The organism is Clostridium sp. (assembly GCF_022482905.1).
Classification (GTDB): domain Bacteria; phylum Bacillota; class Clostridia; order Clostridiales; family Clostridiaceae; genus Clostridium_B.
Genome location: NZ_JAKVOI010000001.1, coordinates 929,287 through 944,611 on the forward strand (window position 1 = coordinate 929,287; position 15,325 = coordinate 944,611).

Annotated in this window: 14 protein-coding genes; 7 read left to right on the forward strand and 7 right to left on the reverse strand. The window is 33.6% G+C overall.

The window, feature by feature from the left end:
• Nucleotides 1-35: 35 nt before the first annotated feature.
• The 3 genes from LKE46_RS04750 to dapB form a co-directional block, all read right to left on the reverse strand.
• Nucleotides 36-686 (reverse strand): CatA-like O-acetyltransferase, encoded by a 651-nt coding sequence (locus LKE46_RS04750; protein ID WP_291718932.1) that lies wholly within the window; start codon nucleotides 684-686, stop codon nucleotides 36-38.
• Between the two features lie 138 nt (nucleotides 687-824).
• Nucleotides 825-2,084, reverse strand: a complete 1,260-nt coding sequence (locus LKE46_RS04755) for a hypothetical protein (protein ID WP_291718933.1) — start codon at nucleotides 2,082-2,084, stop codon at nucleotides 825-827.
• Nucleotides 2,085-2,264: 180 nt separating this feature from the next.
• Nucleotides 2,265-3,080 carry a 4-hydroxy-tetrahydrodipicolinate reductase gene (dapB, locus tag LKE46_RS04760; protein WP_291718935.1) on the reverse strand — a complete coding sequence of 272 codons (816 nt, stop codon included), beginning with the start codon at nucleotides 3,078-3,080 and terminating at the stop codon, nucleotides 2,265-2,267.
• 183 nt (nucleotides 3,081-3,263) lie between these two features.
• Between dapB and LKE46_RS04765 the strand changes: the two genes are divergently transcribed.
• The 3 genes from LKE46_RS04765 to LKE46_RS04775 all read left to right on the forward strand — a co-directional run bounded on the left by LKE46_RS04765 (nucleotide 3,264) and on the right by LKE46_RS04775 (nucleotide 7,064).
• Nucleotides 3,264-3,890 (forward strand): TrkA C-terminal domain-containing protein, encoded by a 627-nt coding sequence (locus tag LKE46_RS04765; protein ID WP_291718936.1) that lies wholly within the window; start codon nucleotides 3,264-3,266, stop codon nucleotides 3,888-3,890.
• Nucleotides 3,891-4,495: 605 nt separating this feature from the next.
• Nucleotides 4,496-5,905, forward strand: a complete 1,410-nt coding sequence (locus LKE46_RS04770; RefSeq protein ID WP_291718937.1) for an aspartate ammonia-lyase — start codon at nucleotides 4,496-4,498, stop codon at nucleotides 5,903-5,905.
• A 43-nt stretch (nucleotides 5,906-5,948) separates the two neighbouring features.
• Nucleotides 5,949-7,064 carry a 4-hydroxybutyrate dehydrogenase gene (locus LKE46_RS04775; RefSeq protein ID WP_291718939.1) on the forward strand — a complete coding sequence of 372 codons (1,116 nt, stop codon included), beginning with the start codon at nucleotides 5,949-5,951 and terminating at the stop codon, nucleotides 7,062-7,064.
• A gap of 51 nt (nucleotides 7,065-7,115) precedes the next feature.
• Here LKE46_RS04775 and LKE46_RS04780 read toward each other — a convergent pair whose 3' ends face one another.
• Nucleotides 7,116-7,604, reverse strand: coding sequence for a GNAT family N-acetyltransferase (locus LKE46_RS04780; RefSeq protein ID WP_291718941.1), 489 nt, complete (start codon nucleotides 7,602-7,604; stop codon nucleotides 7,116-7,118).
• A 71-nt stretch (nucleotides 7,605-7,675) separates the two neighbouring features.
• The gene (locus tag LKE46_RS04785; RefSeq protein WP_291718942.1) at nucleotides 7,676-7,924 is read right to left on the reverse strand and encodes a hypothetical protein; all 249 of its coding nucleotides are present in this window, start codon (nucleotides 7,922-7,924) and stop codon (nucleotides 7,676-7,678) included.
• Between the two features lie 131 nt (nucleotides 7,925-8,055).
• Between LKE46_RS04785 and LKE46_RS04790 the strand changes: the two genes are divergently transcribed.
• From LKE46_RS04790 to LKE46_RS04800, 3 genes are all read left to right on the forward strand, one after another.
• On the forward strand, nucleotides 8,056-9,444 hold the full coding sequence (locus tag LKE46_RS04790; protein WP_291718943.1) for a HAMP domain-containing sensor histidine kinase: 1,389 nt from the start codon (nucleotides 8,056-8,058) through the stop codon (nucleotides 9,442-9,444).
• Nucleotides 9,437-10,126 carry a response regulator transcription factor gene (locus tag LKE46_RS04795; RefSeq protein ID WP_291718944.1) on the forward strand — a complete coding sequence of 230 codons (690 nt, stop codon included), beginning with the start codon at nucleotides 9,437-9,439 and terminating at the stop codon, nucleotides 10,124-10,126. The genes LKE46_RS04790 and LKE46_RS04795 overlap by 8 nt, the downstream gene beginning before the upstream one ends.
• Before the next feature lie 112 nt (nucleotides 10,127-10,238).
• Nucleotides 10,239-12,089 carry an APC family permease gene (locus tag LKE46_RS04800; protein WP_291718946.1) on the forward strand — a complete coding sequence of 617 codons (1,851 nt, stop codon included), beginning with the start codon at nucleotides 10,239-10,241 and terminating at the stop codon, nucleotides 12,087-12,089.
• 85 nt (nucleotides 12,090-12,174) lie between these two features.
• On the opposite strand, the gene LKE46_RS04805 is transcribed toward LKE46_RS04800, so the two are convergent.
• A complete protein-coding gene (locus LKE46_RS04805) occupies nucleotides 12,175-14,154 on the reverse strand; it encodes a methyl-accepting chemotaxis protein (RefSeq protein ID WP_291718947.1) in 1,980 nt (659 codons plus the stop codon).
• A gap of 248 nt (nucleotides 14,155-14,402) precedes the next feature.
• A complete protein-coding gene (locus LKE46_RS04810) occupies nucleotides 14,403-14,789 on the reverse strand; it encodes a winged helix-turn-helix transcriptional regulator (RefSeq protein ID WP_291718948.1) in 387 nt (128 codons plus the stop codon).
• A gap of 131 nt (nucleotides 14,790-14,920) precedes the next feature.
• Here LKE46_RS04810 and LKE46_RS04815 point away from each other — a divergent pair, with 131 nt between their 5' ends.
• Entirely contained in the window at nucleotides 14,921-15,322 is a 402-nt protein-coding gene (locus LKE46_RS04815) for a pyridoxamine 5'-phosphate oxidase family protein (RefSeq protein ID WP_291718950.1), read from the forward strand.
• Nucleotides 15,323-15,325 lie beyond the last annotated feature (3 nt).

A 15,325-nucleotide genomic window follows, 5' to 3' on the forward strand; every position in this document is an offset into this window, starting at 1 on the left:
GCCTGTAAATATCAAGAGACTTAATCAAAAGATTATCACATCCATTTATAAATACGTTTTGCATAATACTGTATATCGTTGACGAGTTTACATGTATGATATCCATCTGCAGCTGCATGACTTACCAGTATTGAAAATGGCAATAACATTTTTCCATCCCTTTTAAAATATTTGCCGAAGGTGATAACTGGAAATAATATTTTTGACTCATTTAAAGACATGCTGCTATATCCGGTAAAGCTCACCCATGGTACTGCTGAAATTGGATAAAAATTTTCTGGTTGATCCGGTTTTGCTTTAATTCCTTTTATGTTTTTGTAGGTTTCCATATCTGCCACAGCATTTTTATAAAATTTTGGGAAGTCATCAGAGAATTCAGTCCATATATCGGAAAATGTTTTGTCATCTTCGTGAAATATTGTGTAAACTGGATTTACGTAGGTCCAATATCCAAGTTCACCACCACTATTATAAGACATGCGGAATTCCATATTCTGATTTATGGCTTTTGAAACTATATAAATAAATGTAGGATAGAATCTCAAATTTCTTTTTTTTGTTTCGATTAGTAAATCAGTTATTTCTATATTTACATTTATATTGTATTTGCATTTTATATTTTCTGTATAGTATTTGAAATGTTCCATTCTAGGCCAAGTGGTCATATCTATTTTTTTGAAACACATATAATTCAACCCCCAAAAAAAATACAAGTGATATAATACAATCTACAAATATATTATACCACTTGTAAAATCTATTTAAAAATAGAAATTGCGGTACATTTTCAGAATAAATGTCGCAATTTCATTTGTAGTACATATTTAAATCATTGACATTGATTTATTTGTCCTCGCTATTTCTGTATTGTCATTTTTCCTGTCCGACAAGCCCGGAACTGGATTTGGTTTGGATTCGGAGCGGTAATCTTCTCCTTTTTTGCTCTGGTGCTGTTGTATCACGACATGACTGGCTACCCTGGAGATATCGTGGTTAACTTTATTCTGATAGTAGAAGAATTTGTGATCTGAAGGGATATCATGGACATTCATGTAGCCTTCTTTATCTGCAGTTAGATCAATTTGACTTGCGAGTATGTTTCTCACATAGTCTCTGGTATCGTGAAATTTTAGCAATTCAGGAAAATTACCTGGTACAATCTGTTTCCATTGTTTGTTTTCATATTTTAAAAGAAGCTCAGCGGCTTTGTGAAGATGGGATATTTCCTGATTTAGATGCAACTCCCAGACTGATTTTATATTCTGATCAATTTCATCCTCATAGAACGAATAATACAGGTAACATTCCATATATTCATGAAGTAAAAGACTTTCAAGCCATGTGCAGTTTGGATCTATGAGTGATCCGTACTGGCTTACGTGCTGCTCTTCTATCATGCCGATTTCCTGATAGAGCTGGCGCCCCAGATCATTGTAGTATGTATTTCCGAGATTCATATAGAAATTCATGGTCTGCTGTTCGCCTGCAGTAATGATCATGGTGCTTAATTTGGTACGTATATCTGCTGTTTTAAAGTCAATGAATCGTTTTGCTTCTTCTTCGGGATAGCGGTGCTCTGCTATAGTCGGGCGTCCCGGTGTAATATCCACATATTTTTTTACGAGATTTTCTGAAGGGATATTTTCATCTAGATCCAATAGGTTTGAATAGCGGTAAAGATGGTCGAAATCTTCAAGCAGTGCAAAATCAAGTGCCTGTTTTACGTAGGGGTCAGGTTCCTTTTGAGCAAGCCATGCAGTAAGATCTACGGCAACGTGTTCATATCCTATAGTTGTTTCAAGCTGTGTCTCATCCAGAGGTTTCAACCAGTTGATATGCTTTTGCTGCTGCTGTTCAACACGGCGCATTACGGCAAGCTCACGTCTGAGATCATTGTTATTGCAGTGACGGTGGAATTGATGGGAAAAAATAGCTGCTTCCACTTCAATGCCATTCATCAGTATAATACGAACCTTTGTGTAAGGATCAACGGTTTGTTTGGAATATGGTTTTGGATACATGGTCTGCCAGTCCATGATAGTATCTTCGATAGGCATCGGTTTTTGGTCGAATGGGTTGAACATTATTATCACTCCTTTAAGTTGTTTTCTATATAAAGTATTATGTTCCCTGAACTATAAAAATATGTATATATTTTTATTTATTTGACTGGCAGCTATTAAAAATTTACATTGTAAAAAAGTTACTTGAAATTTTTGAATGATACAGTTAAGTATCCATTTCAAAAATTTCAATTTCCTATTTTAGCATAGTGCCCTATCTAATGAGTCAATGTATCCATACAAAACCCTTTTAAGATCTAATATATCTTTCATTTCATAGTATCCTGGTTTTTTATAAATATAATTTATTGCATTGATAGCCCCTGAAGCAAAGGCTTTTCTTGAAAATGATTCATGACTTATTTTTATTTGATCATTGTCACCGGTTATTAGGATTTCATGTTTGCCTACAATATTACCAGTTCGTATGGCGTTGACAGGTATATCTTTATTGAATACTCCAGATGATTGAAGTCCGCTTTTTATTTCCTGAGAAAGTTTTAGAGCAGTTCCTGAAGGAATATCATGTTTGTTCTTATGATGTATCTCTAAAATTTGAAAGTCATAATTGTTTAATACGGTTGTAGCAATATTGGCAAGCAGCATCATCACGTTTACACCTAAAGTAATATTTGGAGCATATACTATACCTGTATTGAATTTGTAACTCATACTTTGGAGCTTGTCAATATCTTCTTTAGAAAATCCTGTTGTACCTATGACCATATTTATTTTCATCTCTGATAAGGTCAAAGCGTTTTCCATGGTTGCTGAAGGAGTTGAGAAATCTACGGCTATATCAGGCTTAGTTTTAAAAATAATGGATTCAAGTTCCCTAGAAGTTGAAATTTTTACTTCCGATTTATTATTTCCAAGCAAATCTCCCAAACTCATTCCATTTTTTTTACTTTCAGGACTGCAGATTGCGGATACAATTTCCATATTATCCTGCTTTAGAATTTCATCGGCTATATGTCTGCCTGTTTTCCCAATTCCTATCAATGCTACTTTAATCATACAATTACCCCCTTGGTATTATAAAATTTAATATTAACAACTTAATTATATCATATAAGTTGTTAATTGTCATTATAAGTATAATTCAAATTATTATTTACATAGTATATAGAATAATCTATACTGATTATGATTTAATAAAAATAATATTTTAAATATATTGAAGGGAGATTTATTTAAAAAATGTCATCAAAATATATGACTAAACCCATATATCAGAAGATTGCAATTGATATAGCAAATAGAATAGCAACAGGAGATTTTTCCGTAGGGGATAAACTTTATGGACGATCATCTCTTGCCGGTCATTATAATGTTTCTCCTGAGACAATCAGAAGGGCAATTATTCTTTTAAATGATATGAATATAGTGGAAGTAGTAAAGGGAAGCGGAATTATTATTAAATCCGTAGAAAATTGTTTAAAGTTTATAGAAAAATTTAAAGAAATAAGATCAATAACTTCAATGAAAAAAGAAATACTGGATATATTGGATCAGAAGAATATACTTGAAAAAAAAGTTGAAGTGAAAATTAACGAACTTATAGATTATTCAAATAGATTTGCAAGGACAAATCCTTTTGTACCTTTTGAATTTCAAATATATGCCGGACTTAATATTGTTGGAAAAACTATTTGTGAGAGCAAATTTTGGCAAAATACAAATGCAACTATAATAGCTATAAGAAGGAAAGAAAAATTGATAATTTCTCCCGGACCCTATGCTACATTTGAGGAAGAAGACACCTTTATAGCAGTAGGCGAAGAGGAGAGTTACGATAAAATTAAGAAGTTTATTTATAATGTATAGCAAATGCATGCCAAAGTCATATTTTTTTGCATAAAAAAATATGACTTTGGCAATACAATAATCCAAATGAGTATTATCATGTTGTTGAAGCCTTTTTTTTATGAAGTTATTTAAGTCTAAAATTTCAATACTTGTAATTAGGCTGAATAATTTCACAAACTAGAAAGGCAATTGTATATATAAACTTTGGAACAAATAGATAAATATTTTATCTAATATGTTAAAATTCCTCATATAATAATTTTCAGATAATTAATATAAATACAATAAAAGAATTTATGCGATAAAATTATTCTTTTCCAATAAAATAAAAAGAAGGTATTCATGCATATTTTACTAGAAAAAGTAATGAGTGAATTATAATCCTACTAATTTATCTATTATGAATTTATCAATAAATAGATAAAATCGATAAAAATGTATTAAAATTAGCAAAATTATATTTGAAATATGCTTGAGAGTTGCTTATAATATTAAATAAAATAATTAAAGCATACTTGCTTTGCTGTATTGCATAGATTTTATATGAATTGATTTATGCAATTCGGAATGACCCAATTGCTGCAAAAATATTTATGGATTATATTTTAGGAGGTTTATTTGAAATGAGTTTTAGAACTGAAAGTGATTCTATAGGAATTAAAGAAGTGCCGGAGGATGCTTATTATGGAGTTCAGGCTTTGAGGGCATCCGATAATTTCAATATTACAGGACTAAAAATGCACCCGGAATTTGTAAAAAGTTTAGTTCAGGTTAAAAAGGCTTCTGCAATAACAAATTGTGGAATTGGAGCATTGGACAGTAAAATTGGACATGCAATTGTAGAAGCATGCAATGAGATAATTGAAGGTAAATTTAGAGATCAATTTATACTAGACCCTGTTCAAGGTGGTGCAGGTACATCCATGAATATGAATGCAAATGAAGTTATAGCCAATATAGCTATAGAGCTTCTTGGAGGTGAAAAGGGAAATTATAATATTGTGAATCCCAATGATCATGTCAATATGGGACAGTCTACAAATGATGTTATACCAACATCAGGTAAAATTACTACACTTAGATTGGTATCAAAAGCTATAAGACAATTAAATGAATTGTACAGGGTATTGAAAGAAAAAAGTGAGGAATTCAAGGATGTTATAAAAATGGGAAGAACTCAACTTCAGGATGCCGTCCCAATTACACTTGGACAGGAATTCAAGGCATACAGTGCCGTAGTAAAGAGGGATATCATAAGAATAAAAAGAGCATCCCAGGACATGCGGATATTGAATATAGGAGGTACGGCTGTTGGAACCGGAATAAATGCTGACATGGAATATATAGAGGAAATTGTCCCCAACCTGTCTGTAATTGCTGGAATAGAATTCTGTCAGGCAGACGATTTGATAGATTCCACTCAAAACCTGGATGCATTTTTAAATGTGTCTTCGGCAGTAAAAACATGTGCGGTTAATCTATCAAAGATATCCAATGATTTAAGACTGTTGTCTTCAGGCCCGAGGACTGGAATCGGGGAAATAAACCTCCCCGCAGTACAAAATGGATCATCCATAATGCCGGGGAAAATAAATCCTGTCATACCTGAGGTGCTGAATCAAATTGCATTCAATATAATTGGAAATGATGTTACAATAACAATGGCAGTAGAAGCCGGTCAACTTGAATTGAATGCATTCGAACCTGTTATATTTTACAATTTATTTGAATCTCTTGAAACTTTAAGCAATGGGGTAGGAACGTTCACGGACAACTGTATCAGGGGAATAACCGCAAACAAGGATAAATGCAGGCAGCTCTTAAATAATAGTGTTGGAATGATAACTGCACTTTCGCCTTACATAGGATATAAAAGAGCTGCCCAGGCTGCAAAAAAGGCTATTAATACGGGAAAATCCATAAAGGATGTAGTGCTTGAAGAGAAAATTTTAAAGGAAGAAGAATTTGAAAATTTTATAAACCCTTATGATATGATAGAACCACGATATATTAAAAAAGCAGTTGAAAAGTAATATCCAGCAAATAGTTATAAATTAAAAGATTGAGGTGTCATAAGTGAAACAATTGTCTATCAGACCGGAAATACACAAATTCAGTAATTGTAAAGAATTTATAGAGGAATTTAAAATTGGGAAAAGAGATCTAATAATTACAAGCAGGCATACCTATGATTCTTATTTTTCAAAATATGAACTGGACAGCAATTTTATATTTATCAGAAATTACGGCAGCGGTGAACCGAGCGATGAGATGGTGGAAGCCATGTATGATGATATTAAAAATATTTCCTATGAAAGGGTAATTGGAATTGGCGGTGGAAGTGTACTGGATGTTTCAAAATTGTTTGCATTGCAGAAAATTTTTCCTGTAGCTGACTTGTTTGAACATAAGCTGCAGTTTATCAAGGATAAGGAGCTTTTGCTTGTTCCGACAACTTGTGGTACGGGAAGTGAGGTTACGAATATTTCGATACTGGAATTAAAATCAAAGCATACAAAACTAGGACTTGCGGTAAATGAACTATATGCAGATTATGCTATACTTATCCCTGAACTTCTTAACGATCTTCCATTTAGGCCATTTGCTGCAAGTTCCATAGATGCACTCATACACTCTCTTGAATCCAGTTTATCTCCAAAAGCAACAAGCTTTACGAGAATGTTTTCCTATAAAGCCATGCAAATGATATTAGAAGGATACAGGAAAATTGCAGAAAAGGGGCAGGAGGCAAGAATACCTCTTATGGAAGAGTTCCTGACTGCAAGTACCTATGCTGGTATTGCATTTGGAAATGCAGGATGTGGAGCAGTACATGCAATGAGCTATCCTTTAGGTGCAAATTATCATGTGCCGCACGGAGAATCCAATTATCAGATGCTTGTCGGGGTTTTTAAGACCTACCAGAAATTGAATCCTGATGGTGAAATCAGAAATCTTAATAATTTTCTGGCGGGGATTTTGAGATGTGGTGAAAATGAAATATATGGCAAAATAGAAGAGCTTTTGAATGTGCTCATTCCAAAGAAAAAACTTCGTGAGTATGGTCTCCCTCAAAAAGAACTGGAAAGTTTTACAGAATGTGTGATGACAAAGCAGGGAAGACTCATGGCAAATAACTATACTGAATTGAACAGGCAAAATGTATATAATATATATAAATCTCTATATTGAATATGTTGTTGAAAATACAGATGTTCCATTTTTCATGGAGCATCTGTATTTTTAAAATTCAAGTATCATATCATACCAGGTGACTCCCCCGTGTACTGATTTGGATATTCCCATGTTTGCATATCCAAATTTCTCATAATATTGGATAAGTCTTTTCTTGCAGGTGAGAACAAGTCCTTTTTTCCCGGAGAGTCTGGATACTTTTATGAGATGATTCATCAAATTTGCTGCAATTCCATGATTCCTGAACTCAGGAAGGACATCAAGTCCGAAAACTGTCTGATAGGCTCCATCTGGAATATGAAGTGAAGGGTCTTCATAGAGATTGTCATTTATGACAGTTTCATTTATTATACAGCCATTTATAAAACCAACTATATTTTTATCTTTTTCTGCTACAAAAAAGCTTTCCGGAAATATTTTTATACGCTGTTTCAATGATTCTTTTGTGGCAGCTTCTGCCTCTGGGAAGCATCTGGCTTCAATTTTCGCAACTGCAGCCAGATCTTCATTTTTTACTTGCCTGATTGTGATGTCCATTGTTGACCTCCTTTGATATGATATTACTTAATTATACTATCATATCAAGGACAAGAAAAATATTTTTATAACTAATCGTTGATCTTTTTTATATTGTTGTCTCCATTGTCTTTATCTTTTCTGGAATGCATAAACATCATCGGCATCATTAAAATCATCATTATAGGGCATAGAAAAGGAGCTGCTGATGCAAGTATTGTTTTTAATCCAGGGGCCATTCCCAGAAAAGGCAGGGCTGCAGCCAGTATGAGCGGAACAGCACAGCAGATAACCATTATCAGCATATGGTTTGTTTTATTGTTATTTTTATGACAATTCATATACATTCTCCTCATTATATAAATATTTTACTTAATAATATTATATTGTTGTGTAGATACTATGAATTTCTTCATAATATCTATACATTAATTGAATAAAATAATACTATACAAATTTGGAGGTAATATTTTTGCAGAGCATAAGAAAAAGATTGAGTATAATAATTATTTCCTGTTCAATTATTGCGGTTGTTTTACTGGGGATTTTGATTAATTTGACCGTTAATAGAACTTTTAATAATTATGTGGTGAATACTCAAAACCAGAGAAATAATAGGATTGTAGATTATTTTCAGCAAATATACGAAAGAGACAGAAAATGGACTGTGAATTCAGGAAAGGAAATGATGCATGAAGCCTATATGAGCAATTATTGCCTGATTCTTTTGGATGGTGATAAAAATGTAGTATGGGGTATGAATCCAGATGATATAAAAGATAACTCCCATATGATGATGCAGAAGGTCTACAACAACCAGGGCATCTACAGATCAAAGTCATTTGAAATCAAATATGATAAGAAAGTTGTAGGCTATGTAGTGATCGGGCAGTATTTTCCAATACTTTTAACGCAGCAGGATGTAAATTTTAAAATGTCCATAAATAGAAATATAATAATAAGTATCATTATAGCAATGATTATATCAGTTATAATGAGCATAATTATATCAAGACAATTTTCAGAGCCAATTAAGTCGGTTTCAAATACATCCGTAAAACTGTCAAGTGGCGATTATAATTCAAAATCGGATATAAAAAGCAATATAAGGGAACTCAATGATTTAACCCAAAGTATAAATATACTGGGAGAAAAATTGAAAGAACAGGATCAGCTCAGGAAAAGGCTTGTTTCTGATATTTCCCATGAAATAAGGACTCCGCTTAATGTTCTTCAAAACAATCTGGAGGCAATGATTGATGGAATATTCCCTGTGAATGAGGAACGCCTGAATTATTTAAATGATGAAGTAATAAGGTTTGGCAAATTATTGGATAGTTTGAAGGTTTTGAAACAATTTGAAGATGAAAAATTGGCATTCAACATGAAGACAGTATTTTTGGACAGATTGATCTCGTCTGTAAGCAGTAAATTTTCGATTGGTTTCCAAAACAAGAATATCAACTTTAAGTTGAACATAGAAGAGGGAAGAGATTTTAAAATAATGGGAGATGAAGATAAACTGAAACAGGTTTTTATAAATTTGCTTGCCAATGCCATAAAATTTACAGGAGATGGTGGAAATATAAGCATCGATTTATATGAAGTAAAAAATAAAATTATAGCAAGAGTCAAGGATAATGGTATAGGTATAAAAAAGGAAGATATGCCATATATTTTTGAAAGACTGTATAGAGGTGACAAGAGCAGGAATAAAATAGAAGGTACCGGCATAGGACTGACCATTGTAAAGAGAATACTCGATTTACATTCAGCATACGTTGATGTGGAGAGTGTTTTTGGTAAAGGTACATCATTTACATTATACTTTAACAGGAGTAGGAGAATATTCAATGAATAATATATTAATAATTGAGGACGAATTGAAAGTGTCGGAAATAATCAAAGCCTATCTTGAAAGAGAGGGATATAATGTATTCTGTGCAGCTGGTGGATATGATGGACTCAGTTTGTTTAATAAAAAAGATTTTCAACTTGTTATATTGGACCTGATGCTTCCTGACATTGATGGTGAAGATGTATGCAGGATTATGAGGGAGACATCGAAGGTGCATATATTCATGCTTACTGCGAAGGTGGAGTTAAGCGACAAAATTCAAGGACTTAATATTGGTGCAGATGAATATCTTACCAAGCCGTTGAGTCCCCGGGAGCTTACGGCACGGGTGAATGCGTTGTTTAGAAGAATAAATTCCGACAAATCGGAAATATTTTCTTATGATAATGGAAAGTTTAAAATTGACAGAGAAAGAAGAAGAGTAGAGGTAAACGGCAAGGACATAGTTTTGACTCCAAATGAATTTGATATCTTATATGCACTTGCTTCAAACAAGGGCAAAGTTCTGTCAAGAGAACAGCTCATTCAAAATGTATATGGCATTGATTTTGATGGATCGGATAGAACTGTGGATGCACACATTAAAAATTTGAGGAAGAAAATAGAAAATAGCAGCAAAACGCCAAAATACATAATTACTGTTGTTAAATTAGGCTATAGATTTGGTGTTGAAAGGGATTATTGACATAAATCTTTATACAATCTTTATACAGACTAATACAATTTTAATCTCATCTTTATATTATAAGATGATAAAATAGGACTCAATTGAAATTTACTTTTTAGAGGTGTTGAAGATGAGCTTGAAATTGGGAAAGTTTTTAGATGGATTGACGGGAAAGAGCTTAAAGACCGAAGAATTAAAAAAGGAGAAATTCAGTGTATTCTGGGGACTTCCCATAATGTCCAGCGATGCTATTTCATCTGTTGCATATGCAGGTGAGGAAATACTTTGGATACTTGTTCCGGCAATTGGCCTGTTGTCTTATAAATATATGCTGTATGCATCCATGCTAATTGTATTTTTAATGTTTATGCTTACGTTCTCTTATAGACAAACTATAGATGCCTACCCCTCAGGAGGGGGATCTTATGTCGTAGCCAAGGATAATCTTGGGACTACCGCAGGACTAATAGCAGGTGCATCACTTACCATAGATTATATACTTACCGTGGCAGTAAGTGCTTCTGCCGGGACTGCAGCCATTACATCTGCAATACCTTTTTTGCTGCCTCATAAAGTCGGTATAACACTGGGACTCATAATTCTATTGGTAATTGGAAATTTGAGGGGAGTCAGGGAATCTTCAAAATTATTTGGAATTCCAACCTATGTATTTATAATTTCCATATTATTTATGATTGTCTGGGGGATAATCAAAGTTCATTTTATGGGATATGAGCCTGTTCCGATCTACAGTATACCGGAGGTTTCGGGAAATATAACCCTGTTTCTTTTCTTAAAAGCTTTTTCAGGTGGATGTACGGCGTTAACGGGCATAGAAGCAGTGAGTAATGGTGTGCCGAATTTCAAGGAGCCTTCACAGAAACATGCTAAAATTGTATTGGGACTTTTAGCTCTTATTGTACTTCTGGTGTTTGGAGGTATTTCCTATCTGGCTACGCTTTATCATGCTGTTCCGAATTCGGAGGTTACTGTAGTGGCACAGATTTCACAGCAGATATTCAACAAAACCATAATGTTTTATGTAGTTCAGGCAGCTACTGCTGTTGTATTGGTTTTAGCTGGCAATACAGCTTTTGCGGGGCTTCCGCTGCTTCTGGCATTTATGGCGGAGGACGGTTATGCACCAAGACAGCTTGCAAAAAGGGGGAAAAGACTCAATTATTCCAATGGAATTGTGATGTTGGGGCTTCTATCCTGCATACTGGTCATAATTTTTAAAGGGGATACACATTATCTGTTACCTCTTTATGCCGTAGGGGTATTTATATCGTTTACACTATCGCAGGCAGGTATGTTCAGAAGATGGATAAAAAATAGGGGCTCTGCATGGAGACATAAAGCGTTTATAAATGGGCTTGGTGCCCTTATGACTTTTATAACTGCGATTATCATAGGAGTCACAAAATTTGTTCATGGTGCATGGGTGGTGTTTATACTAATACCTTTTATAGTTTATATTATGAGAAAGATAAATATGCATTATGTGGAAGCGGGCAGGCAATTAAAGCTTTCCATGGATGAAAAACCTAAAAAAATAGACTTTGCTTCACAAAAAAGATATGTAATAGTACCTATAGACACTCTCAATAAATCTTTTTTAAAGGCATTGAACTATGCCAGAACCATATCGGACAATATAATAATATTTCATGTCTCCATAGACGACAATGTTACAGAAGAGCTTTTGGAAAATTGGCGTCGATATAATGTGGACATACCTATAATAGTAAGAAAATCCCCCTATAGGAGCATAGTGGGGCCGTTGGTCAAATTTATAGAATCAGAAGAATATGCTGCAGGACCAAATGATACGGTAACGGTAGTCATGCCCCAGTTTGTAGTTACAAAATGGTGGGGGAATATACTTCATAACCAGACGGCGCTGTTTATCAAGACAATGCTTCTTAGAAGAAGGAATATAGCAATAGTTACTGTACCCTATATAATAGATGAAGGTTAATTGGTTAAATACAGTTAGAAAAAAATTCTCAAAGTCATACCCTCATGTCACAAAATTGATATGAGGGCCTGTAATTATGTTCTAGTTAGATTTTAAATTTTAGGATGACTTCATTGAGCTTCTGAGCCAGATCCGTTTGATCTTTGGCGGTTTTATCAACTTGTACCATTCCATGTGCTGCATCATTTATAATATCTTGAATTTGCTTAGTACTTTCGGAGGATTTCTGTGCAATTTCAGCCATGCCGTTAATTGCTTTAGTCACCTCATTTGTTGTATTTTTTATTTCTTCTGTCATCGATGTAAGTTGTCTTAGAGAATCAGATGTAAATTGGGAGTCATTATAATATTTTCCTCCCGTGCTCATATAATTATCCAACTGGACATTTACATTTTGATCAATAAATTTTAAAATCTGAAGACTGGTATTTGAGAGGTTTTTAAATGCCTCCTGAACTTTTACTACAATATTTTGAATTGTGGAAACTGTTTCTGAAGATTGTTCAGCCAGAGTTCTCACTTCTTCAGCAACTACTGCAAATCCCTTGCCATGTTCTCCTGCTCTTGCAGATTCAATGGCTGCATTTAATGACAATAAATTTGTCTGCTCCGCAATATTTGCTATTATATCAGCCATTTCCCTTATTTTTAAAACAACTTTACCCTGATCTATAGCTTTCAGTATATTTGTTTCTTCGTTTTTATAGATGTCTTTACATTCGATTATTGCAGTTTGAGCATTTTCCTGGACTGAAAGAGCATTTTCCTTGGATTTAATTGCATTCATATTTACATTCATTGCCTTATTTGATAATTGATTTATATTTGAATCTATTTCTTCTACAGAAGCGGTAACTTCCTCAGCAGAAGCTGTTGTTTCCTGGGAACCATTTACAATATCATTTATGGAATTGTTTATATCCTGAAATTGAGATGTCATTTCCTGGACAGTTGCAGAAAGTTCCTGACTGGAAGCACTCATGTTTTCGGAATTGTCAATTATGGTCTTTACAAGGGATTTCACGTTCTCCTGGGCTGTATTGAGAGAAAAAGCCGTATCTGCAAATTCATCCTTTCTCCTTATAATTATGGGAGTACTGAAATCACATTCAGATAATCTTTTGGCAAATTGTTGTATATGAGTTAAAGGTTCTGTTGCATATTTTGCGATAAATATACCACATATGACAGCTATTGCCGACATAACCAACAAAATTGTAAGAGCCGTTGTAACAGCAGCATTTAGACCTTGTGCATAATCACTCTTAGGACTTACGGCTATAACTGTCCATCCCGTTTCCTGGGACTTATTGAATCCAGCTATTTTTGAGTCTTTTCCAGTTCCGTATTTAATATTTCCCCGCTTTTCATCTAGTATGGATTGTCCAGAAGAAATTTCCGATTTTATATTTTTCATTACTTTGTCCTTGTTAGAATGTGCAATAATTGTCCCATCCGTTGAAATTAAAAGGGCATATCCATTTTTACCTATTTTAGTTGCAGATAATTTGTTCCTCAATGTAGACAGATCAACATCAAACCCCAAAGCGCCTTTTTTGCCGTTATTAAGCTGAACTTTTTTAGCAATAGTTATGATAATTTTACCCGTGGAAACATCTTTATAAGGTGCAGTTATATATACTTTCCCATTGGCAGCTAAAGTATCTTTATACCACTGCCTGGATGTTGGATCATAACCTTTAGGTAATTTTACACTTTGAGGATATACTATCAATTGCTTGGTTTCATCCGCCAAATATGACTGCATTATATCCTTGTTACTTTGGGTTATGCTTCCAAGTGAGTTTAATAGGGCATTTTTATCCTGCGAAAGTACAGCTTTATTTACCGATAGTGATTGTAAATCATGTTTCAATGATAGAATTTGTAGATCAACATATGAGACCTTTTCGTCCGATACCTGTTTTGTCAATTCCTTTGCATTGTCATTTATGATTTTAGATGCTATGGAAAAATAAAAAACTGATAGTATGAGTACTGGTATTATAACTAGCAAGATTAAGATTCCTACTAATTTATGAAGTAATGATATTTTGCTGTTCATAACTTATCCTCCCTCCGCTGTGACTAAATTATTTATATATTATCATATTTTACCACTAAAATACATTAAACGACAAAAATATCTATTTATTTTTAAGTAGTGATATGAAAGGGCTAAAGTGGCATGAATAGTGTTAGTGAGAGTTTAGTGGAATTAGGATTTGGAATAAGCTTAAATAAAAGTGAAGTCACATAGAGATTGCTTCGGAGTGTGTTAAATAAGATATTGTCAGAGAGTTACAGAATTGTTCAGTCGATGCCTTTATAGCATTTTTCACAGGGAAATCCATTTAGTATGCAGATATCCATATTACATTTTTTCGTTTTTTTAATATATCCTGTTCCCCATTTTATAATTTCAATCATTATAGGAATGAAACTTATACCAATTTCCGTCAAGGAGTATTCCACCTTAGGTGGTACCTCTCTATATACCTTTCTATTTACAAGTTTGTCTCGTTCAAGTTCTCTCAATTGTTGTGTGAGCACTCCTCTGGAAATGGTCGTCATCAATTTCTGAAGTTCATTAAAACGCATTGTCTTATTATGAAGAGCCCATAAAATTGGTAATTTCCATTTTCCCATTAATACGTTTTGAGCTAAAGATACAGGGCAAAATTTAATTTTATCATTCACTTTAAATCCTTATCCTTTCACAATAGTCTATATTATATGACTATGTAATATAAATATGCGTACTTGTAATATAAAGCATATGCTTATATCATTATATTTGTAATAGATAAAAAAATCAAGGAGGAAAATAAATGGATGAGATAATAAAACTTTTCAAGGAGAATGGATTTGGATTTTTAGCAACTGTAGATAATGGGAAGCCTAGAGTAAGACCTTTTGGCTTCATGACCTGGGATGGAGGTAAACTTTATTTCTGCACCAACAGCACAAAAAAAGTTTATAAACAATTGATTGAATTGCCATATATTGAATATAGCACCACATCAAAGGACATGGTTACGGGAAGAATAAGCGGGAAGGTTGTATTTTCAGATGATAAAGAAAAAAAAGAACTGGTACTGAATTCATCGGAACTTGTAAAAAATATATATAAATCTTCAGATAATCCTATTTTTAAAATATTCTATATTGAACATGGTACGGCAACAATTTCAGATTTAACGGGAGAAAACTCTAAAGGAATAGAATTCTAGTTC